The sequence below is a fragment of the Mesorhizobium sp. M0340 genome (assembly GCF_040321535.1).
In the GTDB taxonomy this organism is placed as follows: domain Bacteria; phylum Pseudomonadota; class Alphaproteobacteria; order Rhizobiales; family Rhizobiaceae; genus Mesorhizobium.
Genome location: NZ_JAMYRR010000005.1, coordinates 49,244 through 73,385, shown reverse-complemented (window position 1 = coordinate 73,385; position 24,142 = coordinate 49,244). Strand labels below are relative to the sequence as shown.

Here is a 24,142-nt window from a genome sequence, read left to right as displayed (position 1 = left end):
TTTTTTTCGAGCTTGAAGAGAAAGATGCCGATGGCTGCTCCCCTGGTCAGGGGTCGCGATGGTGCGATATCGAGATTTGGGGGCAACGCTGGTCGCCGATTGCAAGTAATTCTACGCTAGAGTCCTCCGCGTCCAGCCGCGTTGGTTCCGCTCTTGAACCCGACACGCATGAGCGGCCCGCCTAAACCATTTCGGGACGTTTAGAAGCCTCGCGGATCGCCTTGTGCACGCGGCGCTGCAAATCCATGAAGGCCGGAGTTTCCATGACCTCTTCCCGGCGCGGGCGCTCGATATCGACATTGAAGGTCTGCATGATGCGTCCCGGCCCGATCCCCATCACGACGATGCGGTCCGACAGGTAGACGGCTTCTTCCACATCATGGGTGACGAAGAGCACGGTGAGCCTGTGCTCCTCCCAGATCTGCGTCAGGAGTTCCTGCATCTGATGCCTGGTCAAGGCATCGAGCGCGCCAAAGGGCTCGTCCATCAGAAGCATTTTGGGTCGATAGGAAAGGGCACGCGCTATGGCCACGCGTTGCTTCATGCCGCCAGAAAGCTCAGATGGATAGCGATTGGCGCTATGAGGGAGCTTGACCAGATCGAGATGCTCGCGCGCTATCCTGCGGCAGGTCGCGCGGTCATGACCCGCGGCCTTGAGCGCGAACTCGATGTTCTGCTGCGCCGTCAGCCAGGGAAGCAGGGTGTAGGACTGAAAGACGACGCCGCGGTCGAGGCCCGGCCGCAGGATCGGCGCACCATCGATAGCAAGATCTCCCGCTTCGAAATCCTGCAGTCCGGCAACGATCGACAGCAGCGTGCTCTTGCCGCAACCCGACGTGCCCACCAGCGAGACGAACTCGTTGTCGGCAAGATCGAGATTGATATCGCGCAGTGCTTCCGTGCGCCGTGCGCCCGTGCCGAAGCTTTTGTGGAGGCCTTCGATCCGCAGTTTGGGCAAACTCATTGGCCCGGCCTCATTGCACGTGGCCCTCCTGCCGGAACAGCACTTTTCCCAGTGCCTTCATGACCTGGTCGGTAATGAGGCCAAGCACGCCCAGCAGCAGGATGTAGCCGATGATGGTGTTTGTCTGGAAATAGCGCTGGGACACGGTGATGCGGTAGCCGAGGCCTGATGTCGCCGCGACAAGTTCCGCCAACACCAGCCAGGTCCATGCCCAGCCGAGACTTATGCGCAACGTATCCCAGATGCCTGGCAAGGCGCTGGGAACGACGATGCGCGTCAGGATCTTGCGATCCGGCAGGCCGAGCGTCCTGCCAAGGCCGATGAAATCAGCGGGAACGCGCTTCACATTGTCCATGATCATCAGCACCTGCTGGAAGAAGGTGCCTATGAAGATGATCAGGAATTTCTGGGCATCGCCCGTCCCCGACCACAGGATGGAGAGAGGCACGAAAGCGACCACCGGCATGTAGCGGATGAAATCCACAAGTGGCTCGATCGCCGCTTCCCAGGTTCTGAAGCTGCCGATCAGCACGCCGATCGGAATCGCCAATGCGGAGGCGATGAGAAAGCCAACAGAAATACGGTATATCGAGGTCCTGAGATCCAGCCACAGCGTGCCGTCACCCGAGAGCTTGCCGAGCTGGGTCACCACGCTTCCCGGCGACGGCAGGAAAATTGGCTTTACCAGTCCCAGCCCCGTTGCCGCCCACCAGGCGAGGCCGAGGCCGGCAAAGACGGCCACTGCTATCATCAGGAAGCGCGAGCGTGCGATGGGCGCGCCGATCCCGGAGGATCGGCGACGGCGCATCGGCTGTTTGATCGCCGGCCCCGGCGCTGCGTGAGACGGGCTTGGCTCGGTCGCACGCTGCTCGGACATTTGCGTCACCACCGCGAGCCGGCCCTCGTCATTTCGCGGCCTTGACGAATGACGGGTCGATCATCTGTTCCGGCGTCACGTCCGCCTGCAGCAGCCCGGCGTTCTTGGCGGCCGCCTCTACATCCGCAAATGTCTTGGTGGAGAACTCCCCGGTCAGGGCATCCTTGTTTTCGGCGAGAGTATAGTAACGCACGCCATCAAAGGCGGTGTTGAGGTCTTCGACGCTCGACCCGACCGCCTTGGAGATGATCGCCCGGCCGTCGGGCGTGTCGGCGTTGTAGGCCTTCAGGGCCGCATCCCAGGTCTTGATCATGGCAAGCACCTGGCCGGGACGCGACTTGATCACCTCGTCGCGCACCACGAATACGTCACTGATCAGGCCGGGATCTTCGCCCGCGGTGAAGAGCAGCTTGAGGTCCTTGTTCTGCGCTCTTGCCGCGGTGAGATAAGGCTCATAGGTGACTGCGACTGGAACCTGGCCGGCGATCAAGGCGCTGCCGGCATCCGCCGCCGGCATTGGAACCGGCTGGACATCGGCGATGGACATGCCGTTCTTGGCGAGCGCGTATTTGAGCAGGATGTCGCTCGTGGTGCCTTCTTCGAAAGCGACCTGCTTGCCCTTGAGGTCGGCGACGGAGGCGATGTCCTTGCCGGCGATCATGGCGTCTGCCGTCATGCTGACGTCGAGCAGAAGCACGATCTTCACCGGCAGGCCGGCCGCAACCATTCCCATAGCCGTGTGCGTCGCGATGTTGGCGGCATCGAGCTGGCCGCTCGCCAGGGCGGCGTTGATATCCTTGTCCTCTGCGAAGTTCACGATCTGCACGTCGGACAGCCCGCTTGCCTTGAACAGGCCCTTGGCCTCGGCGACATGCCACTGGCCGTAGCCCAGCCATGGCTCGATGCCGATCTTGAACGTTCCTGCCTCAGGCGTCGCCGGAATTGTCGTGTCGGCCGCGTAGGCCGCCGGGGCAAACCCGACAGCAGCAGCCATAACGAGTGCCCGAAATTGTCCTGCTAGATTACGCATCATCTTGTTCCCCTTGATGATCAGGCCGCTTTTTTGAACCAAACTCCGGCCTGGTGAGAATGCCGGCGTCTGCTCTTGCGGCACCGTGCCTCGGCATCTTAGCTGTCCGTTCAACGAAAGTGCGACGACACTTCAACGTTAGCAACAGTGGATGTCAAGGCTAAATACATACATGCATATACAAGTTAGCCCCCTTCTCCCGAGTCTGATTCGCTTCACTGCGATCAAGTTTTTTTGGACGGAGAATACCGGCTGCCAAGCGAATAGCGGCTGCCAACGTAAGTCAGCTTGCTGATCGTGGCAACGATGGCGCCCGTCCATGTCCGGCGATGCAGAAACAGACAGCAGCTGCCGACATCGATGCCCAGATACCGCGCCGTCTCCGCATCGGCAGGGGTCGCCGAGATGATGTGCTCGACCTCCGTCACCGGGGTTTTCTGCATGAGGTAGTCGTAGGTTGCTGTCTTGGAAAAGTCCTGCTTGTCGTAGTCGGGTATCAGGCCCGGGTTCACGAAGCGCTCTTCCAGTTGCACAGGCAGGTCGTTCTCGAAGTTGACGACGATGGAATGATAGACCGGCGCGCGTTTTGCGAACTCGAAGGAAAGCGCGAGCTCCTTTGTCGGCGTGATCTTTTCGAGCACGATAACCTCGGAGCGATGCCTGTTTCCCCGCGCGACAATTTCCGCCGCGATGTTGTTGATCTCGATCAGTGCTGATTGCGGTCGAGGTGGCGCGATGAATGTGCCGACGCCCTGGAGCCGGATCAGAAAACCCGCAGAGGTCAACTCCCGCAAGGCACGATGGACCGTCATCCGGGACACGCCGAGTGTCGCCACGAATTCATTTTCGGACGGCAGCTTCCGGTCCTTGCTCCATTGGCCCATTCCGATGTTCGTCAGGATGTAGTCCTTGACCTTCTCGTAAAGAGGGCTGGCGGTGTCGGGCAAAGTGATCATTTCAAAATCCTTTCCGGCAACGTTCGGAAATCACACGCGCCCGGAAGACCGCATCCGGATGATTGTTTTCAAACCATCGCCCTGCCCCGCCAACAGCCGCTCATAGGCTGCGGGAACATCATCCAGGCCGATCTCGCGGTCGATCAGTTCGACCATGGGCTCGGTCAATTCGCCGAGCATCCGAATGGCGTCGGGAAGCTCATCGGCAAAGGCGTGGCATCCCAGCAATGCGATTTCGCGTTCAACCAGGATGTTGGGATCGATGTCGAGGCGCCCATGGAATATGCCGACCATCGCAACGGTGCCACCGGCATCGAGAACGCCGAGCAACTGGCTGAGTGCTGCGATGCTGCCGGTCGCTTCGACGGCAGCAAGCAGGGGGGCATCCGCGGTGGCGGCGGCAATGGCGTCCCGGTTCAAGTCGACGATGCTGGCGCCGGTCACCCGCGCCACCCGGGCGCATCGGCCAGGGTTGCGATCGGCGACGAGCACGGTACCTGCGAATGTCCGGGAAAGCAGCAGTGCGGCAAGCCCGCCAATAGTCCCGCAGCCGACCACAAGAACGGAGCCGGCCGTTTTCGGCAGACGCCGCACTGCGTGCAACGCTACAGCCAGCGGCTCGGCCATCGCAGCGACCCGTTCGTCAAGCGCGGCATCGACGACGTGCAGCAGGCGTGCGGGCAGGACCGCCTGTTCGGCAAATCCGCCGTCGCATATCTCGCCGACAAAGCCCAGCGACGTGCAAAGATGCCGCCTGCCTGCATGGCATTGCGCGCATTCTTCACACCATAAACGGGAATCGGCGACCACGCGGTCGCCAACAGCGATGATGTCCACGCCCTCGCCGATGGCGATCACCGTGCCTGTGAGCTCATGGCCAGCCGTCGAGGGCGCCCGGCTTATCCATTGGCCCGTGCGAAAGTTGTGAAGATCGGAACCGCAAATGCCTGCGGCATCGACCCTCAGCTTCACCCAGCCTGGCTCGGGAGCGCCTGGCGCGGCGATATCCTCGACGCGCAGGTCGCGGGGTCCATGGAGTCGCGCCGCCCTCATCGTCATCGTTTCCGCTCAGCCGGCGAGATAGCGATCGCGGATCTCCGAAACCGCGTTCTCATGCGAGCTAAACCCTTCGTAGCGGGCGAGCCTGCGGGCATGCAACGCGAGTTCCTGATAGGCCGCCGAGGTCACATAGCCGACCGACGATCTCTTGACGAAATCCGTCACCGAAAGCGGTCCAAAGGTTCGCGCCCACCGGCTGGTCGGCAGCACCGCATTGGGTCCCAGGACGAAGTTAGCGAGGGTCACCGGCGTGTGCGGTCCCATGAGGATCTCGGCGGCTTCTGTGATACGTCCAAGATGCGCAAATGGCTCCGTTGACAGAATCTCGAGGTGCTCCGGGGCATAATCGTTGATGAAACGGTAGCTGTCCTCCAGCGACTCGGTCAGCACGATGCCGCCGCGCTTTCCAGTCAGCACCGCGCGCGAGAACTCCACACGCTGTTCGCTCATTCGGGACCAGTGTTCCGGTATCGCAATCAACGCGGCTTCGGCGACCTTGCGGCTATGCGTCACCAGATAGGCCGACGAATCCGGGCCGTGCTCGGCCTCTATCAACAGGTCAAGAGCGGCCAGGCCGCCGTCGACGCTGTCATCAGCAAAGATGATCGCTTCGGACGGGCCGGCAGGCAGGCCTGTGTTGATGATCGGGGACAACACGCTCTTTGCCGCCACCACCCACGGGCTCCCCGGCCCGACGATCTTGACGGCAGGCTTCACGGTCTCGGTTCCATAGGCGACGGCGGCGACCGCATGGGCGCCGCCGCACTTGTACACGGTCTCCACGCCGGCAATGCGGGCAGCAACCAGCGTCGCGGCGTCGACGGAACCATCCGAAGTCGCAGGCGTCACGATCGCGATCTGGGGAACCCCGGCAATCACCGCCGGAACCGAGGTCATCATCGTCACCGAGGGGAAGGCGCCTTTGCCGCGCGGAACATAAAGCGCAACGGAAGCAATCGGTGTGTATCGGTCACCCGCATAGGCGCCCGGCCGAACTTCCTTGAGCCACATCGTTTCCGGGCGCTGCTCCTCGTGGAAATGCCTTATGTTCTCAATTCCGAACCGGATACTCTCCACGACATCCTTGTCGACCTTGTCGAATGCCGCGTCGAACTCCGCTTCCGAAACTTTCAGCCCACCGTCGGCAACATCGGCTTTGTCGAGTTCGCGCGCAAACCGGAGCAAGGCCGCGTCACCTTCATCCTTGACGGCCTGGATGATTGGACGGACCTTTTCGATGAAGGAAGACAGATCTCCTTCTGCGCGTTTCAGTAAACTGGACCGCTGATCGACACTGAGGGATGACAGGCGGTGGAAGCTGACGTCAGACATGGCGGCTCCTTTTCTTAGGACGCAATTACGGTTAGCGCTTGTCGATCACTTCTGGGACACATCTCCAGCCCCTGAAGCCTTCAAATCGATGCGAGAAAGCCTCCATCCACGGGAATGGACTGGCCGGTTATGTAGGCTGCCGCATCCGAAGCGAGGAACACCGCGATTCCGTGCAGGTCCGAGAGATCACCAAAACGGCGCTGCGGAATCTTGGCGAGCATCGATTGCTGCCATGCCTGGTTGCTGTAGAAAACGTCTGTCATCGCTGTCCTGAAATAGCCAGGCGCAATGGCGTTGACCCGGATCCCAAGATCGGCCCACTCCGCCGCAAGCGCCCGCGTCATGCCGAGGAGGCCTGATTTCGACGAGCCGTACGGCACCGCCGTGGGAACCCCAACCTCGGAGGTCAACGAACAGAGATTGATAATGACGCCGGGCCGTCCGGCGTCTCTCATCTGCCGCGCAGCGGCCTGGGCGCAGAAGAAGGCGCCTTTGAGATTCGTATCGACAATCCTGTCCCACAAGGCCTCGTCGACATCGAGTGAAGGCCGGATCTCTTCCGTACCTGCATTGTTGACGAGAATATCGAGACCTCCGAGCAGGCTGCCGGCCTCGGCTGTCGCCGTCCGGCACCGGTCGACGTCAGTGACGTCCAGGGCGACGGCGTGCGCGACCCCGCCGGCGGTGCGGATGGCGGCTATCGTCTTCTCGAGCGAGGCCACACTGCGCGCCGTGACGGCGACGTCGGCGCCGGCCGCGCTGAGCGCCTCGGCGATGCTGCGCCCGATGCCACGGCTTGCGCCGGTTACAAGCGCCTTCCTGCCTGACAGATCGAAGAGAGATGCGTTGCGCATGTCATCCTCCTTGGTAATGTCGCGCTTGGACCGATCGCGTCGAGACTATCCGAATGCAGCTTATCTATACAAGCATGTACATTATGGCTGTAGTGCGCCATGCGAAACTTTGCTTGTCAGAGCGGCAGCGCATTGGCCGCCATCGGACCGGTCTACGCGGTTCGCCCCAGCCCATCTGGAGTTCATCGGGAGGGATAGATGAAGCGCGCAGTAGACCACGACGCGATGAGCGTGGTTGGCTATACCACCCCCTGGAGTGCCAAAGCAGGCCAGCGGATCAAGCTCAGCCTGTCATGCGATCGGCCGATAAAGGCCACACGAATTTGCCGGCTCGACAAGCCGGCTCCGGAATTTCTCACCTGGCCCATCGAAACGGTAGGTGAAGCACGGCATCGGCATTTCGACCAGGGGTCGTTCCTGTTCGTGCGACCCGGCGAACTGGCCAAGGTACAAGCCGTCCACGGCATACGTTTTGAGCTGTTCCTCACGCGCAACGAAGGCGCGCGCACGATCCTGGAGGCAGGCGCCGTCGGGCTGCGCCTCCGCGACGGCGCATTTGTCGTGGAAATCGGCGGCGAAACTCTTGTCGAGAAGAAGGCGCCAACCGGTGTGTGGCTTACTGTCGAGTTGGAACAATCGCGTCTGCGCATCAAATCCCATGATCTTCTCGCGCCTTACGAACTCCGTGAAGGTTTTGGCAGCCCGGCGTGGAACCTCCAAGGGCACGGCATCCATTTCGGCGCAAGTGCCACCAACCACGAACCTACCCTCAACGCGAAATTTGCTGCGATCCGGATCGACACCCCACAGGGGACTGTTGCCTGGGATTTCCCGACGCTGTTACCAACGCAACCGATCCTGTCGTCTGGCGGAGCAGATCCGCTGCTCCTAGAAGTGATCAATCAGCCAGCCTTCTGCGTGACTTCGGCACGCTCGGACGGATCGAGCTTCGAGCCTCGCTTGGTGCCGTCGCACTACGACGCTATCCATTGCCACGACGACGACATCGGCCCGCTTGAGTGGCCGGCATCGCACCGCGTGACGATCCCGGAAAACGCACACCCAGGCGTCTACGCGTTCCAGGTCGAATGGGAGGGTGGCTACGAACGCGTGGTGTTCTTCGTCACCTCGTCACAGGTCTCGTCGCCGCTGTTGTATCTCGTGCCGACGGCCACCTATCTCGCTTATGCCGACGAATATCTCCCGGATCATCTTTATGAATGGAAAGGCGACGACCGGGGACATCGCTTCGCGATCGCCAACAATCTGAAATCTCTTTACGACTACCATTCCGACCTTAGCGGTGTTTCCATCTGTTCCTACAAAAAGCCGAAAGTGACGCTCAGGGACGATTACGATTATCCGCTCTGCGGCTGCCCACACAATTTGCCGGTCGATCTGCACTTCCTCCGATTCTGCCACGGAAATGGAATCATGTTTGACGTCCTGACCGATCACGACTTGCACGAATGCGGCATAGACGGTCTGCGTCGACATCAAGCCGTCGTCACCGGCAGTCACCCTGAATATATGTCGATCGAGATGGAGCAGGCGCTGCGGGAGTTTGTGGCCGAAGGCGGCAGCATCGCCTATCTCGGCGGAAACGGCTTCGCTGCCACTGTGGCTTTCAAGGACGACCTGATGGAGCTGCGGCGCTCGCCGCTGGAGGCAGGCCGCACCTGGGATGGCCCGGTCGCCGAACAGGCGCTGTCGATCACCAACGAACCAGGCGGCTATCTCCGCTCGCGCGGCCGAGGCGAATTCTCGCTGATCGGCGGCGCGATCTCACTGATGGGATTCGAAGGCGCGCGCCCCTTCACGCGCACTGAGGAAAGCCGTGAAGCAGGATGCGCATGGCTGTTCGAAGGCGTTGAAAATGCGACCTTCGGCACGGACGGCATCGTGCTGGGCGGTGCCGCGGGCTACGAAGTGGATGCGACAGATCCAGCCCTCGGCACTTCCGCTGACACCGTCGTGATCGCGCGGGCGACGGGATTTCCCGACAGCTTCTTCCAGGATCCGACGCGCTGGTATGAGGGCGGCGATACGCAACGCATCGCCCGCCGCTGCGCCGAAATGACCCTGCGAAAGCTCGCAGCAGGCGGCTTGATCTTTTCGGCAAGCTCGGTTGCCTGGTGCGGCGCGCTGCCAGCCGCAGGCGCCATGAACGATGTCGGCAGGATCACGCTCAATCTGCTTAACCGCCTCGGCACCACGAAAGAAGAACCCGGCCGAGAAAATCAATAACCTTCGGCGAAGGTACTGACCAGCGGACTGCGGGACCTTGAGGAGCGCGGCGTCCCCGATAGCGGGCGGGCATTTAGAGAGTGGTACTGCGCAGTGACTTGGGCCCTCCAAGAGTCTAAGCAGCCAGCATGCTTCTGACAGCACGAAGGAAAAACCGCTGCATACCCCGCTTTCTTGCCGTCTACACCATGAAGCCCGAAGACCTCGCTCGCTTTGGCAGCCTGCCTAAGCCCGAGCAGGATGCGATTGATGCCGTCGGCTTGCAGCAATGGGCGGACTGGGGGAGAGAAATGCCGCGTTTTTCCCCGATCGCGGCGACTTCAACGCCGTCAAAAAATTATGCTATTGGCTTTAAATGCTAAAATCGCCGCAAAAAATTTTGAGGTTTCGCCTACTGTCGGGACCAATCGAGCGGTTTTTGCACCTCGCGACGTTTCGATGGCCCGCTGAGGTCGTCTCAAAAAGTACCGCCACCGCCCCCGCTAAGGCATTAGCCAGAGGCCATAGCGATCGACAAGCAACCGGTGTTGCACATACCCCGCTGCGGGCGGTGTGTTGTGAGCGCTGGCATCCACTCGATTCCTGGCGAAATTCAGGCTAGCTTGGGCGATAGATGGCTCAGTTCTGGTCGGTGAATCATAATCAGACCGCCCGTCAAGAGATTGATGGGCAGCACCTTTGGTCTCCCAAGACCGAGAGCGATGGCGCGCGAAACGAGTTCTGCAACAACATGTGCCGTGCGACGCCCGGCGACCCTGTCCTTTCGTATACCGATCAAGCAATTGACTATATGGGCAGGATCGCGGAATCGCTTTCACCGCTCCGAAACCATCGAGTTCGGAGAGACCGGAGCTTATTGGAATCAAGAGGGATGACTTCTGCCGATCCTTTGGACACCGCTTTCCCCTTCGATTCATCCCAAAACAACAACGGGGAGTCTCGGCCCGCCCCGGCCGAGGCGATATTCGCCACTCCATCTAGTTTCGGACTCAGGCAATCAGAAAGCCCTATCTGACAGGCATTCCACAGAAGTAATGCAAATTCAAAATCGCGGCCTCTTGTTTCAAAACCAGGATGGTTTCGAAGCCGGCGGGTCGCTCACGGTCCTCAAAGCGAGAATTCTAAGAGACGTTCAACAATGACCCAGCACACAGAAAACGCTCGAATTCTCATGTACAGCCACGACACGTTCGGGCTGGGCCACTTGCAGCGCTGCCGAACTATCGCGCATTCGCTGGTCGAGGATTTCCGCGGACTTCAGGTGCTTATCATTTCGGGTGCGACTATCGCTGGCGCCTTCGACTACCGTGCCCGTGTCGACTTCGTGAAGATCCCCAGCGTCATCAAGCTGCGCAACGGCGAATACACCTCGCTGGAAAAGGACATCGATCTGCATGAGACGCTAAGGATGCGCCAGTCGATCATCCGCCACACGGCCGAGACCTTCCGGCCGGATATCTTCATCGTCGACAAGGAACCGCTCGGCCTGCGCGGTGAGATTGAGGACACGCTGTCCTACCTCAAGACGCGGGGCACCACGCTGGTGCTTGGCCTGCGCGAGGTGATGGATGCGCCGCATCTGCTCGAAGCAGAGTGGGCACGCCGGGACGTGATGCGCAAGATAGGCCTGTTCTACGACAAGGTCTGGGCCTATGGCCCGCCGGATTTCTACGATCCGTTGACCGGCTTGGATGTGCCGCCGGCTGTCAGGGCAAAGATGAGGTTCGTCGGTTTCCTGCAACGGAGCCTGCAGCGGAACGAGTTGCCCGGCCATCGGCCCGAGGGCGACTATATCCTCGTTACCACCGGTGGCGGCGGTGACGGCGCCGATCTGATTCACGACGTCATCGATGCCTATCAGCAGGATCCGCAATTGCAGCATAGGGCCCTGATCGTGCTTGGGCCTTACATGCCGGCGCGCAAGCGCAACAAGCTGCTCAAGAAGGGGTCCAAGATCCCCTATATCAGGATCATCGAGTTCGACAACCGCATGGAAGACCTGATTGCCGGCGCCAAGGCGGTAGTGGCGATGGGCGGCTACAACACCTATTGCGAGATACTGTCTTTCGACAAGCCGGCGCTGATCGTGCCGCGCGTCGAGCCCCGCAAGGAACAACTGATCCGCGCACGGCGCGCGGCCGAACTCGGCCTCATCGAGATGTTTTTGCCGGAAGAAGCCGAGGATTCCCGGCGGTTTGCCGATGCACTGAAGGTGCTGCCGGACCGGCCCCGCCCATCGCAGAGCAATCCGCATCTGACGCTGGAAGGGCTGCCTCATATTTCCGAAATCGTCGCCGAACTGCTCGACCGGCGGGCCGGCCATCACCTTTCGGTCATTGAAGGAATGACGTGAGTTGCAACATCGCAAGATCGTCGTGGTTCTGAAGGGTTATCCGCGGCTGTCCGAAACCTTCATCGCGCAGGAACTGCTCGGTCTTGAGCGTGCGGGGTTCGACCTGATACTTGTCGCGCTCAGGCGGCCGACCGACGAAAAACGCCACCCCGTGCATGACGAGATCAAAGCGCCCGTCCATTATCTGCCGGAATATCTGCATGAAGAGCCGCTGCGCGTGTTTCGCTCGCTGTTTGCCTATCTGCTGCGTCCGGGCTTCTGGCGCGCGCTCGGATCGCTGGCTGCCGATATGCCCCGCGACTTTACGCGCAATCGCGCGCGCCGCTTCGGGCAAGCGCTCGTGCTGGCGGCCGAATGGCCGGAAAACGCGGGCTGGCTGCATGCTCATTTCGCGCACACGCCTGCATCGGTGACGCGCTATGCCAGCCAGCTTCGTGGCCTGCCCTGGACCTGCTCGGCCCATGCCAAGGACATCTGGACTTCGGCGGACTGGGATCTGGCCGGCAAGCTTTCCTCGGCGCGCTGGACGGTCACTTGCACGAAAACCGGCTTCGACCGTCTGAAAAAACTCGCTAACGGCAACTCGTCTGTGCATCTGAGCTATCATGGGCTCGACCTTGATCGCTTTGGCAGTTTCGATGAGGCGCGAAAGCAGCATGACGGCTCGGCTCCGGACGAACCGGTTGTCGTTCTGAGTGTCGGGCGCGCCGTTGAAAAGAAAGGTTACGACACGTTGCTGGAGGCCCTTGCCCTGTTGCCCGGCGATTTGGCGTGGCGTTTCGAGCATATCGGCGGCGGCGAAGAACTGGAACGGTTCAAGGCGCTGGCGCAAAAGCTCGGCCTGGATGGTCGCGTCTCTTGGAAAGGCGCGCTTGCGCAGGAGGAGGTGCTTGAGCACTACCGCCGCGCCGACATCTTCGCCCTGGCCTGCAGGATCACCGCAAATGGCGACCGGGACGGTCTGCCGAATGTTCTGGTGGAGGCGGCTAGCCAGCGGCTTGCCTGCGTGTCGACCGATATTTCCGGCGTGCCAGAGCTTTTATCGCCGGATGAAACCGGCTTGCTGGTTCCGACGGAAAACCCGATTGCCCTGGCACAGGCGCTGGAGCGCCTGATCCGTGATCCCGGGCTCCGCGGCCGTCTCGGCGACGCCGCAGAGCGGCGCGTGCGCGGCAATTTCGATCATATGGCAAGCATTGGACAGCTCAAGGAACTGTTCGAGCGGGAGTGGCGGGCCGCCGAATGAAGCGGCTGCGCGCTTTCTTCTATGTCCAGCACCTGCTCGGCATCGGCCATCTCGCGCGCGCCAGCCGCATTGCGGCGGCTCTGGTCGATGACGGGTTTGACGTAACCGTCGTGACCGGTGGAGCGCCGATCGCCGGGTTTCCGGGACCGGGGGTAAAATCTGTAACCCTGCCACCTGTCACCTCCGGTGATGAAGGATTTTCGGGACTTGTCGACCTGCAAGGCAACCCGATCGACGATGATTTCAAGAAATGGCGTTCAGAGATGCTGCTGCAGGCATTCCGGGATTGCAGGCCTGATATCGTCATTGTCGAAGCGTTTCCATTTGGACGCCGGCAGATGCGTTTCGAACTCTTGCCGCTGATCGAGGCCATCGACGCGACGTCGCCCAGACCGCTGCTGGTGACGTCCGTCCGCGATATCCTCCAGGAGCGCGTCAAGCCGGGCCGAAACGAGGAAACGGTCGATCTCATCAACAGGCATTTCGACCTTGTTATGGTCCACGGCGATCCGGCTTTCGCAACCATCGACAAGACATTTCCATTGGCTGGGGCGATCAGGGCCGAGGTCACCTACACAGGGCTCGTTGCCGCGCCGCCATCGCCCGCGGCCTCCGAGCGCTTCGACGTTCTGGTGTCGGTTGGCGGCGGGGCTGCCGGAAGGAGCCTTGTCAGCTCCACCATCGCAGCGGCGCGGAATGCCAACAACGCTTGGAAATGGTGTTTGATCACCGGCCCGAACCTGCCGAAAGACGAGTTTGACGCGATCGCACGCGATGCCACGCCGGGCCTGTCCATCTTCCGGTTCCGCGAGGATTTCGCCAGCCTGCTGACCGGCGCCCGCCTGTCAGTCTCGCAGGCGGGTTACAACACGGTCTGCGATGTACTGCGCGCGGGTTGTCGCTCCCTGCTCGTTCCATTTGCAGCCGGCGGGGAAACCGAACAGACGGTTCGCGCCCTGATGCTCGAAGAACTCGGTCTTGCAACGGTGCTGACGGAAAAGGACCTGACGCCTGAAGGTTTGGCGCAAGCTATCGAACAGGCGCTTGTGGGACGGACGCCATCCGCGCATCGTCTCGATCTGGAAGGCGGGCGTCGCTCGGCGCAAATCCTGCGCGAGCGGTATCGAACATGGTCCCGGGCCCGGTTTCGGAGAAGTTCATGATCAAACAGACGATAGATCCTAACGCGCGTAGCGTCTGTGAGGTTCGTGCGACGCGCTTCAAGTCCTGTTTTTATGCGTGTCGTTGTCCCAAAACCGCTACGCACTTTTGGGCGAAATGCATTAAACAGTTCCAATCAGCATGAAGCGCGTATAATTTTTTGTCGGCAGTTCGCCGGAGAACCGCACCTCCCGTAGCGCCGCCATTGCCTCGAAGGCTGCAAGCGAAGCCACGCAGTTGATGTGCGTCGGCTCGCTGAAATAATCGTTCGATTGCAGCAGTACATTCGTGCCCGGCGGAAGCAGAGCAAGCCAGGCGCGCAGATCGGCTATGTGTTCGCAGCTCGTATTGACCATCAGGTCGGGCCGCCCGGCCGCATAGTCGAGTGCGTACATATCTGCCGTCAGCGCCCGGAACCGGTCGCCGGCTTCCCGGTTGAGGGTCCGGGCGACCGGCGCGACTTCAGGATCGATGTCTATGCTATCGATCGCCGCGATGTCGAAGCGGGCATCGTTGAAAAGCATTGCCGGCAATACGCCGTACCATCCACCCAGAACCCATATGCGCCCGAAGCGGCCGCCGCCGCTTTCGAACAGCCTGTCGAGCGCCCACATCTTGCAGGCGACCTGCTTGTGGTTGAAGGCGTTGGCAATATCGGCCTTCGGATGCTTGGCGACGACGCGCGCCAGCCCTGCCACGAGAGGGCAGTTGACATAAGCAGCAATTCCCCGTGTGAGGTCCAAGGCTTGCTCATGCCAGTCCATGGCATTGCGTGGTTGCGTGACATCCATCATAATTCGTCTTGTATGTTGGGATTCTGGGCGACACAACGCAATCTTGCCTCCCGCAAGACTGTTTGATTCCGCGGACGTGATCATGCTGCAAGCCGCTTGGCTATTGCCCGGTGCCGGAGAGAGCCTATTGCATCTGTCCGGATCATCGGCGTCCATCCGCCAGCACCAGCCGCGCAGCTGCGGCCTCGTGCTGCTCAGCTGTTCGCCAAAGCCCTGCGAAAGCCGCGGACCGTTTGGCCAGCTCGTTGGCGATGAAGAAATTGCCGATACGCCATTCGCCAGCAGGTGCTTTTACATCCTGCACGCTTCCAACTGAAGGGTCCACAGTCGCATATGGAAGCCAGCCTAGCCCGCTATATCTGGACGCACACCAAGAAGCAGCAGCTCTGGATATTGATGATCGTCGTGCTTTCGATGATCCCATATTTCATGTCTTTCGACCTGCCGAAGCTGATCGTCAACGGACCGATCCAAGGTCGCGGCTTCGAGCAACCGGGCGCGACCCAGCCATTCATGAGGCTACACTATAACCTGCCGTTCATTGGAGAGGTCCAGCTCTTCTCCGGTTTTCAGCTCGACCGCGAGGAGACCCTGTTTGCCCTGAGCCTTGTGTTCCTCTTGCTAGTCGTCATCAACGGCCTGTTCAAATTCTACATCAACACCTACAAGGGCCGCCTCGGCGAACGCATGCTGCGGCGTATCCGCTTCGATCTGGTCGACCGTGTGCTGCGGTTTCCGCCGGTTTACTTCAAGCGGGTGAAATCCGCCGAAGTGGCGACCATGGTGAAGGACGAGGTGGAGCCGCTGGGCGGCTTCATCGGCGACGCCTTCCTGCAGCCGGTACTGCTCGGCGGCCAAGCGCTGACGGCCATGCTGTTCATCATGATCCAGAACGTCTGGCTAGGAATGATAGCGGTCGTGATCGTGGCGATCCAGATCGTGCTCATCCCGCGAATGCGGCGGCGGCTGATCGTGCTCGGGCGCCAACGGCAGTTGACGGCGCGCGCGCTTTCGGGCCGGGTTGGCGAAATCGTCGACGGCATCGGCACGGTTCACGTCCACGATACATCAAACTACGAGCGCGCCGACATAGCTGCCCGGCTCGGGCTCATCTTCAAGATCCGCTTCGATCTTTACCAATGGAAATTCATGGTGAAGTTCCTCAACAATTTTCTCGCGCAGCTCACGCCCTTTCTGTTCTACATGATCGGCGGGTATCTGGTCCTCCAGGGACGGCTGGACGTCGGCCAGCTCGTGGCCGTGATCGGCGCCTACAAGGACCTGCCCGGACCGATGAAGGAACTGATCGACTGGGATCAGGATCGGCAGGATGTCCAGGTCAAATATCAACAGGTCGTTGAACAGTTCACCGTCGAAGGTCTCATCGCGCCGAGTATCATGGCATTGACGATGGACGATCCCGATCCGATGACCAAGCCGCTGTCAGCGATCAATCTGTCCATAGCAGACGATGGCGGTGCGATGCTCCTCAACCGTATCTCCCTCCAGGTCAAGCCGGGTGAGACGGTGGCACTGGTCAGTACCGCAACAGGTGGAGCGGAGGCGCTTGCAGAAGCCTTCGCGCGGCTGATCTGGCCGGACAGCGGAAAGGTCGCTTCGGGCACCGACGACCTGCTTGAACTCCCGGAAGCAGTAACCGGCCGGCGCATATCGTACGCCTCGTCGGATGTTTTCCTGTTCCAGGCAAGCCTCCGCGACAACCTGCTCTACGGGTTGAAGCATGCGCCGCTGACATCGGTGCCTTATGACGGTGCTGCGGCAGATCAGCACCGCTGGAACATTCACGAGGCGCGCCGGTCGGGCAATCCGGATCTTGATATCCACGGCGACTGGATCAACTATGCTTCCGCTGGCGCTACCGGCCCGCACGACCTCTTTGAAGCAGTGCGCCGGGTGCTCGACGCGGTTGTTCTGTCGCGTGACATTCTGGATCTCGGATTGCGCTCTTCAGCTGACCTCACCCGTCACACGGAGCTTGCCAGGCGGATCGTCGAACTGCGTGCGGCGCTGCGGGCCCGGCTGGAACAAGAGGGGCTGAGCGGACTGGTGGTTCCTTTCGAACCGGGCGCCTACAACAAGGAAGCAACGATCGGCCAAAACCTGCTCTTCGGCGCTGCCGCCGGCCCCGAACTGGCCGACAGGGCGCTGGCGGCCAATCCCTATTTTGCTTCCGTGCTGAGGCAAGCCGGCCTCGACCGCACGCTCTACGAAATGGGCTTGGAGATCGCCAAACAGGCGATCGAGTTGTTTGCCGACCTGCCGCCCGATCACCAGTTCTTCCAGCAGCTCGCCTTCATGAGCGCGGAGGAGATACCCGCCTACGAAACCTTGCTGCAACGGCTCAAGAACCGTCCCTACGAGGCGGTTTCGGAGAACGATCGCGCCATGATCGTCACCTTGAGCTTTGCCTACATCGAGCCCCGGCACCGCTTCGGCCTGCTGAGCGACGAGCTGATGAGCAAGATCGTCGCTGCACGCAACCGGTTCTATGAAGACCTGCCGCCCGAGTTGCACAATGCGATCGAACGGTATGATCCTGCCAAATACATTGCCGCGGCCACCGTCATGGATAATGTCCTGTTCGGGCGTGTGGGCAACAATCATCCCGACGCGCCCGACCGCATACGCTCCATCGTCTATGACATTCTTGACGAACTCGGGCTTTATGGCGAACTTCTGGATGTCGGCCTGGACTTCAACGTCGGCTCCGGCGGGAGGCGGCTGACCGGTGGACAGCGACAGAAGCTCGATGTTGCCCGGGCCTTGCTCAAGCGTCCCGATTTTCTCATTCTCAACCGGCCGCTGTCGGCGCTCGACCAGCGCATGCAGGATAAAGTGCTGCGAAATGTGCTCGAGGAAGCCAGGCGCGACGGCCATTCGCCGGCAATTGTGTGGGTCGTGACGAATCCGGCAATGGCGATGATGTTCGATCGCGTTGTCGTCTTCGACTCGGGTCAGTTGGCGGAAGACGGAACACACGAGACACTTTTGGCGGGGAACGGTATCTTCAAGGAACTGTTGTCATAGAGCAACGGACATTCAGATGGATCATTCTGGGGGGTGCACGACATCGGGCTCGCCACCTTTCGCGTGGTTTGTCTCGCCATGCCGGAAAGAGAATTAATTCCATGTGGGCGTCCTTTGCTCTAGTCTGGCAAACGCGAATTTTGGAAGGTTTGCGACAATGCTGCTCAAGGATGAAGTTGGAATGCTGCAACGCGTTCCCTTGTTCTCTGCCATCGAGCCGACAAAGCTCAAGCTGCTTGCGTTCACATCCGATCGTGTGAGCTACAGCGCCGGCCAGATCCTTTTCAGGCAGGGCGACGAGGGAGACGCCGCCTATGTCATCCTTTCAGGCAGAGCGGATATTCTTGTCGATTCCGATAGCGGACCGATAAAAGTTGCCGAACTGGAGCCAAATTCGATCGTTGGCGAGATCGCCATATTGTGCAACAGCTCCCGCACTGCCACCGTCAGAGCGGCAAGTCCGCTGGAAGCCTTGAGAATCCGCAAGGATCATTTCCTGAGGCTTATGAGGGAGTTCCCGGAAATGACCATCGAGATATTGCGGGTTCTTGCCGATCGCCTAAGCCATACGACCGCGGATCTGATCGACGCACGAAGCGCCAAATAACGAAGGACGTGCGCCCGATCCTCGCCGTCGTGACGGCACTGTCCTCTCGCTGAGAAGATCACCCGGAGAAAGCCTGTCTCGCCTAGCAGCGGTTGTTTGGATATGATGGGCGAAGGGGTAGCATGGACGACAACGTTTTCCTGGTCAGGTTTTGGGGTGTCCGCGGCAGCATTTCGGTATCAGGGCCAGAATTCTCTCGCTATGGCGGCAACTCAATCTGCGTCGAAATGCGATGCGGTAAGCATACGCTTCTGTTCGACGCAGGCTCTGGCCTACGGCCTGCCGGCGCCGCACTTCAGGCGTTGGGCGTGACCGATTTCGACCTGCTTTTCACCCATTGCCATTACGATCACATCATCGGGTTGCCGTCTTTTGCGCCGATCTATGATCGGGGCGCCAAGGTTACGCTTTGGTCCGGGCATCTTGCAGGACACATGACGACCCGGCAGATGGTCGATGAGTTCATGCAGCCGCCGTGGTTTCCGGTGAAACTGGAAGCCTGCAAGGCAAGCCTCGACTATCGCGATTTCGTATCCGGAGACGTGCTTCGCCCGCGCGAAGGGGTGGTGGTCCGAACCGGCAGTCTTATCCATCCGGGCGGCTGCATAGGTTACCGGGTCGAATGGGGCGGCCGCGTCGTGGCGATGATCACAGACACTGAGCACGAGCCGGACAAACTCGATCAGGCGGTGCTCGGCCTGATCGAAGATGCCGACCTCGTCATTTACGATTGCACCTACACCGAGGAGGAAATGGAACGCCGCCGCGGTTACGGGCACTCGACATGGCAACAGGGTGTCAAGCTCTGTGAGGCGGCCGGTGCGCGGAGGCTTGCGCTGTTTCACCACGATCCGACACGGATCGACGAGGAACTGGACGAGATCGAGAAACTGGCCAAAGACAGGTTTACCGGCGCTTTTGCCGCGCGGGATGGCCAGACGCTCAAATTTCCAGTCTCATTGCGCAAAAAGCGCTGAGCTGTTTTCCTCTATCTCTTTGTTTTGACGCAATTCCGGACGGAAAACCGTTCACACCTTTCCTGGAATTGCTCTACCGGCGCTGCGCCCGATCAATGTCCTGATCGGAAGCCATACGCAGGCTTCAGTCTGTGCGGTGACTGTGAACAGCCGTTCGAGGAAGAGCCAGGCCGATTCATCATGTACGAGATGGTGGGTGAGCAGGCCGACCGGTTCGCCTCCATCGAATGCATGCTGCAACTGCGCGATGATGGCCCGAACCAATAGGCCATGATCGCGGCAGCCGCGCGTGCCATGCCAATCCATGATGTCGACATTGCTGTTGATGACCGCAAGTGAAGCCGGTCTTGGCGGCCCATAGACCGACAATGCCGAAAATCCTATCGATCCAAGGTCGGATACCAAGCCGGCGTCGATCCTGTTCCAGGGTGGCACCAGCATCGGAACGGCACGTGCGCCGTGCAGGCCGGTTATGTGCGACAGCCCGCGAGCCAGATCATCGAGCACCACCTCGCGTGGCCGATGCGCGCCGAGCTCCTGCTTCTTCTGGCCCTCGGGAGCATGATTTCGGTGCGCCCAGCCATGGATGGCGACCGTGGCATGCGGCGCCTCGTCAAGCCGAACGACGAGCTTTTCGTCAGTCAGGGCGGGAATGACGGCCAGAGTCACCGGAACCGCGAATTCACCGGTGAGCTCGAGCAACCGATCAAGCGCAGGCGTCGGATCCACGGCGTCATCGTCGCGCAGCCAGAACTGTGCCTTACGGTCCGCCCATTGCCGGCTCGCCAGTTCCTCCATCAAGGGTTGCCAGATTTGATCGGATGTCATGAGACCGGGATCTTCGCAAGAAGTTCGGCCAGACGCGCCGCCGCAGCACCGAGAGAACGTTCTTCGAGGATGAAACGTCTGGCTTCTGCGGCCATGATGGATCTTTCGTCGTTACGGGCCAGAAGCCTTTCGATGGCAGAAGCGAACGCCGCCACATCGCCCGGCGGGGTGAGAAACCCGGCCTGGCCATCCCGCACGACCTCCGGCACGCCGGCGACGTCCTGAGCCACAACCGGAAGGCCGGCGGCCTGTGCTTCAAGATAGGCAACGCCATAGGCCTCGCCGAAACCCGGCCAGACGTAAATTCCCCCACTGTAGAGGACATCCGGCACTGCGGCTGGCTCAAGCGCGCCAAGCCATTCGATACGCTCGGCGGGCAAGCCGGCGAATTGCGCTTTGATCTCCTCGCGGGCAGGTCCGTCCCCGACGACCGACATGGTCCAGGGCAGATGACCGATCGAACCGAGCGCCTGCGCCAGCATGCGATAGCTTTCGACTTTGTCGCCCGGGCGCATCATGGCGACGGTAACGAGGCGCGTCGGACAACCCCGTGCCGGTGTTTCCCGGAATAGCGATGTGTCGATGAAGGGCGAAAGCATGCCGAAAGCGGCGTCGGGTATCGCATCTGCCAGTCCCTGACGATCCCTTTGCGTGAAGCAGATGTTCAGCGCCGCCTGTTCGACGGCTCGCGCCACCAACGCTTGCGTATCGGCCCACAAACCGGTGTTGCGCCGCCTCGAATAGGAGGCTTCCGCTGTCACATAGGGAACGCCAAAGGCCAACGCCAGTTCGGGCCCGATCAGGTCGGGCGCCTTGTAATAGGGATGATAGGTGAACCACAGATCGGGCTTGCCGTCACGATCCCAAAGCCCTGCCAGCCGCGCGGCTTCCTCCCGGGCCTCGATGTTGAGCGCATCGAAACTTTTCGAATCCGGTTCGCGTAGATAGAAGCGCAATTCGGATGCCAGTTCGACGCTGTGCCCTCCATGCTCCAGCGCCTTGACCAGCATCCGTGCCATCTGACGGTCGCCGGAGGCAACGGGATGATTGGGCGACTTCAGCGGCGCGTAGAAGGCAATTCGCATCGCCGGACCCTATCATCGGAAAGCCTGCGCAAGTCAATTTCGAAGCATGATCGACTTCACCCTCAAGCACTGGAATGTGCTATCTGATGCTCATGGAAACAGCTGCCGCGTCCGACCCGTTTGTCGCTTCCCTACCGGTCTTCGCCAGGTTCGAAAGCGTTGCCGATATCGATAACTATCGGCCTCTCCCCGATGGCTGGGCGCTGGCCACCGCAGATATCGTCGGCTCGACCAAGGCGATCGAGGCGGGGCGCTATAAAACCGTCAATATGGCCGGTGCCAGCGTCATTTCGGCGCTGCTCAATGCGCTGGGTAGGCAAGATCTTCCCTTTGTCTTCGGTGGCGACGGGGCGCTCGTGGCGTTTCCCGGCTCGGCGCTGGAGATCACCCGCAACGCGCTGGCGGCTGTCCAGAGATGGGTGGCGGACGAGCTGGATCTGACCTTGCGTGCCGCAATCGTGCCGATAAAGGATATAAGAGCGCAAGGCCTCGACGTTCGCGTGGCGAGGTTCCAGGCCTCCGATGCAGTCTTTTATGCCATGTTCGCCGGAGGTGGCGGCAGTTGGGCGGAAGCCGAGATGAAAGCGGGGCGCTACCGCATCGATCCTGCGCCGGCCGGCGCGCGGCCGGATCTGACCGGCCTCTCCTGCCGCTGGAACCCAATCGAAGCCCGGCATGGCGAAATCGTCTCGATCATAGCCATACCGGGGGCGTCGCGCGACTTGCGCGGTTTTCAGTTTCTGGTTTCCGACATCATCGCCCTTGCCGGCAGGCAGGAACGCGATGGCCACCCGGTGCCAGTGAACGGGCCGGACTACAGTTTGCTGCCCGCCGGCCTCGATATCGAGGCGCGGCCATGGCGCCGGCAGGACGGCGGTGGCTGTCGAAGCTGTGGATAGTGTTCCTGATGACGCTTACGGCTGTTACGGATAGATATGGCTGGACGATCGGCAGATTCGATCCGAAGATCTACAAACGGGAAGTGGCCAGCAATTCGGATTTCCGGAAGTTCGACGATGGCTTGAAGATGACCATCGACGTTGACGCGGATGTATTGCAACGGATCGAGAACCGGCTGAAACAGGCGGAAGAGGCGGGCATCTGCAACTATGGCCTGCACCGCCAGAAATCGGCCTTGATGACATGCCTCGTCGCATCGCCGCTGCAGCGCGATCACGTTCATTTCATCGATGGCGCCGCCGGCGGCTATGCGATGGCTGCCGCAAGCCTTAAGGCGAAGGTGCCGGTCTGACGGCTTGCGGACATCGATTTTCCGCAATATGCCTCGGGGCTCTTGTGAGCGGTGAGCCTCACCATGGAAGCGGACGGCCTGTCCGAATTGACGGGAAGCACATTTTGGGCGCCTCACGATCGACATATGACCGTCTTCTGAACCGGATTTCGACGCGTGCCGCGCAAGTCGGCGTGATCGGACTGGGCTATGTCGGGTTGCCGCTGGCGGTTGCGATCGCACGCGCCGGCTTCCCGGTTTCCGGCTTCGACATCGAAGCCCAAAAGGTCGAGAGCCTGAACAACGGCCAATCCTACATCGAGGCGGTGACGTCGACAGCCCTTGCCGGCCAGGTGGCGAGCGGACGGTTCCGCGCCACTGCGGATTTTGCCGAGCTGGCCGTCTGCGATGTCATCATCATCTGCGTTCCGACACCACTGACGAAACACCGCGAGCCGGATCTCTCCTTTGTCAGGAACACGGCAGGCACCATCGCGAAGCATCTGCGTCTCGGCCAGCTGATCGTGCTGGAATCGACCACCTATCCCGGCACCACCGACGACGTGATCAAGCCCATCCTGGAAAAAACCGGCTTGCGGTCGAGGATAGATTTCTTCCTCGGCTTCTCGCCCGAACGCGAGGATCCCGGCAACCGCAGCTTTGAAGTCGCGACGATCCCCAAGGTCGTGGCAGGTGACGGCACTGAAGCGGCGATGCTCGTGCAGGCTTTCTACCATGGCGTGGTCAAGACCGTCGTTCCGGTTTCCACCACGGCAACCGCCGAGGCGGTCAAGCTGACGGAAAACATCTTCCGCTCGGTCAACATAGCCCTCGTCAACGAGTTGAAGGTCGTGCTCGGTGCGATGGGAATCGACATCTGGGAGGTGATCGAGGCGGCAAAGACCAAGCCGTTCGGCTATATGCCTTTCTATCCTGGCCCTGGACTTGGCGGGCACTGCGTTCCGATCGATCCTTTCTACCTGACGTGGAAGGCGCGCGAATACGAACTGCCGACCCGCTTCATCGAGCTGGCGGCAGAGATCAACACGGCCATGCCGCGTCATGTGGTCGATGAACTGGCGAAGGCGCTGGACCGGCGCTGCGGCAAGGCGCTCAGCCGCTCGCGCATTCTCATCATCGGGCTCGCCTATAAGAAGAATGTGCCCGACATCCGCGAAAGCCCCTCATTGCGGCTCATTGAACTCATCGAGGAATGGGGCGGCAAGGCGGAATTCCACGATCCGCATGTTACCGAAATCCCGACCACACGGGAGCATATGGCGATCAAGGGGCGTCGCTCGGTCGAATTGACCGAGGTGGCCCTGAAGGATTTCGACGCTGTCGTCGTTGCAACCGACCACGACGCGATCGACTATCAGGCGATCGCGGATCACGCTCTACTGATCGTTGACACACGCAATATTTTTGGCCGCCTCGGGCTAGCCCGGGAGACGGTGGTGAAGGCCTGACGGCGTCCGAGCCGGCGAATTTGT

Annotated in this window: 19 protein-coding genes and 1 pseudogene; 10 read left to right on the top strand and 10 right to left on the bottom strand. The window is 60.6% G+C overall.

The window, feature by feature from the left end; all coding sequences use genetic code 11:
* Window positions 1–181: 181 nt before the first annotated feature.
* From NKI79_RS09120 to NKI79_RS09090, 7 genes are all read right to left on the bottom strand, one after another.
* Entirely contained in the window at window positions 182–964 is a 783-nt protein-coding gene (locus tag NKI79_RS09120; protein ID WP_352801192.1) for an ABC transporter ATP-binding protein, read from the bottom strand.
* 10 nt (window positions 965–974) lie between these two features.
* On the bottom strand, window positions 975–1,772 hold the full coding sequence (locus NKI79_RS09115) for an ABC transporter permease (protein WP_254818910.1): 798 nt from the start codon (window positions 1,770–1,772) through the stop codon (window positions 975–977).
* Between the two features lie 97 nt (window positions 1,773–1,869).
* Window positions 1,870–2,871, bottom strand: coding sequence for an ABC transporter substrate-binding protein (locus NKI79_RS09110; RefSeq protein ID WP_352801447.1), 1,002 nt, complete (start codon window positions 2,869–2,871; stop codon window positions 1,870–1,872).
* A gap of 224 nt (window positions 2,872–3,095) precedes the next feature.
* Window positions 3,096–3,827, bottom strand: coding sequence for a histidine utilization transcriptional repressor HutC (gene hutC, locus NKI79_RS09105; RefSeq protein ID WP_352801190.1), 732 nt, complete (start codon window positions 3,825–3,827; stop codon window positions 3,096–3,098).
* Window positions 3,828–3,857: 30 nt separating this feature from the next.
* Window positions 3,858–4,880, bottom strand: a complete 1,023-nt coding sequence (locus NKI79_RS09100; protein WP_352801188.1) for a zinc-dependent alcohol dehydrogenase — start codon at window positions 4,878–4,880, stop codon at window positions 3,858–3,860.
* A gap of 15 nt (window positions 4,881–4,895) precedes the next feature.
* Window positions 4,896–6,218 (bottom strand): histidinol dehydrogenase, encoded by a 1,323-nt coding sequence (gene hisD / locus NKI79_RS09095; protein ID WP_352801186.1) that lies wholly within the window; start codon window positions 6,216–6,218, stop codon window positions 4,896–4,898.
* 80 nt (window positions 6,219–6,298) lie between these two features.
* Window positions 6,299–7,072 carry an SDR family NAD(P)-dependent oxidoreductase gene (locus tag NKI79_RS09090; RefSeq protein WP_352801184.1) on the bottom strand — a complete coding sequence of 258 codons (774 nt, stop codon included), beginning with the start codon at window positions 7,070–7,072 and terminating at the stop codon, window positions 6,299–6,301.
* A 198-nt stretch (window positions 7,073–7,270) separates the two neighbouring features.
* Here NKI79_RS09090 and NKI79_RS09085 point away from each other — a divergent pair, with 198 nt between their 5' ends.
* From NKI79_RS09085 to NKI79_RS09065, 5 genes are all read left to right on the top strand, one after another.
* On the top strand, window positions 7,271–9,319 hold the full coding sequence (locus NKI79_RS09085; protein WP_352801183.1) for a N,N-dimethylformamidase beta subunit family domain-containing protein: 2,049 nt from the start codon (window positions 7,271–7,273) through the stop codon (window positions 9,317–9,319).
* 128 nt (window positions 9,320–9,447) lie between these two features.
* The gene (locus tag NKI79_RS09080; protein WP_352801468.1) at window positions 9,448–9,681 is read left to right on the top strand and encodes a hypothetical protein; all 234 of its coding nucleotides are present in this window, start codon (window positions 9,448–9,450) and stop codon (window positions 9,679–9,681) included.
* 776 nt (window positions 9,682–10,457) lie between these two features.
* Entirely contained in the window at window positions 10,458–11,672 is a 1,215-nt protein-coding gene (locus NKI79_RS09075; protein WP_352801181.1) for a glycosyltransferase family protein, read from the top strand.
* A gap of 1 nt (window position 11,673) precedes the next feature.
* Window positions 11,674–12,918: a glycosyltransferase gene (locus tag NKI79_RS09070; protein WP_352801179.1), complete on the top strand. Its 1,245-nt coding sequence runs from the start codon at window positions 11,674–11,676 to the stop codon at window positions 12,916–12,918.
* The gene (locus NKI79_RS09065; RefSeq protein WP_352801177.1) at window positions 12,915–14,081 is read left to right on the top strand and encodes a glycosyltransferase family protein; all 1,167 of its coding nucleotides are present in this window, start codon (window positions 12,915–12,917) and stop codon (window positions 14,079–14,081) included. Before NKI79_RS09070 ends, NKI79_RS09065 begins: the two co-directional genes overlap by 4 nt.
* A 120-nt stretch (window positions 14,082–14,201) precedes the next feature.
* Here NKI79_RS09065 and NKI79_RS09060 read toward each other — a convergent pair whose 3' ends face one another.
* Window positions 14,202–14,870 (bottom strand): class I SAM-dependent methyltransferase, encoded by a 669-nt coding sequence (locus tag NKI79_RS09060; RefSeq protein WP_352476068.1) that lies wholly within the window; start codon window positions 14,868–14,870, stop codon window positions 14,202–14,204.
* A 336-nt stretch (window positions 14,871–15,206) separates the two neighbouring features.
* On the opposite strand from NKI79_RS09060, the gene NKI79_RS09055 reads away from it, so the two are divergent.
* The 3 genes from NKI79_RS09055 (at window position 15,207) to NKI79_RS09045 (ending at window position 19,505) form a co-directional block, all read left to right on the top strand.
* On the top strand, window positions 15,207–17,921 hold the full coding sequence (locus tag NKI79_RS09055; protein ID WP_352801175.1) for an ABC transporter transmembrane domain-containing protein: 2,715 nt from the start codon (window positions 15,207–15,209) through the stop codon (window positions 17,919–17,921).
* A 157-nt stretch (window positions 17,922–18,078) separates the two neighbouring features.
* Complete coding sequence (locus NKI79_RS09050) at window positions 18,079–18,528, top strand: cyclic nucleotide-binding domain-containing protein (RefSeq protein WP_023675957.1); 450 nt, start codon at window positions 18,079–18,081, stop codon at window positions 18,526–18,528.
* Window positions 18,529–18,650: 122 nt separating this feature from the next.
* On the top strand, window positions 18,651–19,505 hold the full coding sequence (locus tag NKI79_RS09045) for an MBL fold metallo-hydrolase (RefSeq protein WP_352645135.1): 855 nt from the start codon (window positions 18,651–18,653) through the stop codon (window positions 19,503–19,505).
* A 51-nt stretch (window positions 19,506–19,556) separates the two neighbouring features.
* Here the strand turns inward: NKI79_RS09045 and NKI79_RS09040 are convergent, their stop codons facing one another.
* Both NKI79_RS09040 and NKI79_RS09035 read right to left on the bottom strand, forming a co-directional pair.
* Window positions 19,557–20,333, bottom strand: coding sequence for a polysaccharide deacetylase family protein (locus NKI79_RS09040; protein ID WP_352801173.1), 777 nt, complete (start codon window positions 20,331–20,333; stop codon window positions 19,557–19,559).
* A complete protein-coding gene (locus NKI79_RS09035; protein ID WP_352801171.1) occupies window positions 20,330–21,418 on the bottom strand; it encodes a glycosyltransferase family 4 protein in 1,089 nt (362 codons plus the stop codon). Before NKI79_RS09035 ends, NKI79_RS09040 begins: the two co-directional genes overlap by 4 nt.
* A gap of 92 nt (window positions 21,419–21,510) precedes the next feature.
* On the opposite strand from NKI79_RS09035, the pseudogene NKI79_RS09030 reads away from it, so the two are divergent.
* Both NKI79_RS09030 and NKI79_RS09025 read left to right on the top strand, forming a co-directional pair.
* Window positions 21,511–22,670, top strand: a pseudogene (locus tag NKI79_RS09030) (DUF3095 domain-containing protein).
* Window positions 22,671–22,774: 104 nt separating this feature from the next.
* On the top strand, window positions 22,775–24,118 hold the full coding sequence (locus tag NKI79_RS09025) for a nucleotide sugar dehydrogenase (protein ID WP_352801169.1): 1,344 nt from the start codon (window positions 22,775–22,777) through the stop codon (window positions 24,116–24,118).
* Window positions 24,119–24,142 lie beyond the last annotated feature (24 nt).

Excerpts from the sequence above, each read along its gene's own strand:
- NKI79_RS09120 (WP_352801192.1), bottom strand. The coding sequence starts at position 964 with ATGAGTTTGCCCAAACTGCGGATCGAAGGCCTCCACAAAAGCTTCGGC.
- NKI79_RS09085 (WP_352801183.1), top strand. The coding sequence starts at position 7,271 with ATGAAGCGCGCAGTAGACCACGACGCGATGAGCGTGGTTGGCTATACC.
- NKI79_RS09050 (WP_023675957.1), top strand. The coding sequence starts at position 18,079 with ATGCTGCTCAAGGATGAAGTTGGAATGCTGCAACGCGTTCCCTTGTTC.
- NKI79_RS09080 (WP_352801468.1), top strand. The coding sequence starts at position 9,448 with ATGCTTCTGACAGCACGAAGGAAAAACCGCTGCATACCCCGCTTTCTT.
- NKI79_RS09100 (WP_352801188.1), bottom strand. The coding sequence starts at position 4,880 with ATGAGGGCGGCGCGACTCCATGGACCCCGCGACCTGCGCGTCGAGGAT.
- NKI79_RS09060 (WP_352476068.1), bottom strand. The coding sequence starts at position 14,870 with ATGGATGTCACGCAACCACGCAATGCCATGGACTGGCATGAGCAAGCC.
- NKI79_RS09055 (WP_352801175.1), top strand. The coding sequence starts at position 15,207 with ATGGAAGCCAGCCTAGCCCGCTATATCTGGACGCACACCAAGAAGCAG.
- NKI79_RS09040 (WP_352801173.1), bottom strand. The coding sequence starts at position 20,333 with ATGACATCCGATCAAATCTGGCAACCCTTGATGGAGGAACTGGCGAGC.
- hisD (WP_352801186.1), bottom strand. The coding sequence starts at position 6,218 with ATGTCTGACGTCAGCTTCCACCGCCTGTCATCCCTCAGTGTCGATCAG.
- NKI79_RS09115 (WP_254818910.1), bottom strand. The coding sequence starts at position 1,772 with ATGCGCCGTCGCCGATCCTCCGGGATCGGCGCGCCCATCGCACGCTCG.
- NKI79_RS09090 (WP_352801184.1), bottom strand. The coding sequence starts at position 7,072 with ATGCGCAACGCATCTCTCTTCGATCTGTCAGGCAGGAAGGCGCTTGTA.
- NKI79_RS09075 (WP_352801181.1), top strand. The coding sequence starts at position 10,458 with ATGACCCAGCACACAGAAAACGCTCGAATTCTCATGTACAGCCACGAC.
- NKI79_RS09110 (WP_352801447.1), bottom strand. The coding sequence starts at position 2,871 with ATGCGTAATCTAGCAGGACAATTTCGGGCACTCGTTATGGCTGCTGCT.
- NKI79_RS09065 (WP_352801177.1), top strand. The coding sequence starts at position 12,915 with ATGAAGCGGCTGCGCGCTTTCTTCTATGTCCAGCACCTGCTCGGCATC.
- hutC (WP_352801190.1), bottom strand. The coding sequence starts at position 3,827 with ATGATCACTTTGCCCGACACCGCCAGCCCTCTTTACGAGAAGGTCAAG.
- NKI79_RS09035 (WP_352801171.1), bottom strand. The coding sequence starts at position 21,418 with ATGCGAATTGCCTTCTACGCGCCGCTGAAGTCGCCCAATCATCCCGTT.
- NKI79_RS09045 (WP_352645135.1), top strand. The coding sequence starts at position 18,651 with ATGGACGACAACGTTTTCCTGGTCAGGTTTTGGGGTGTCCGCGGCAGC.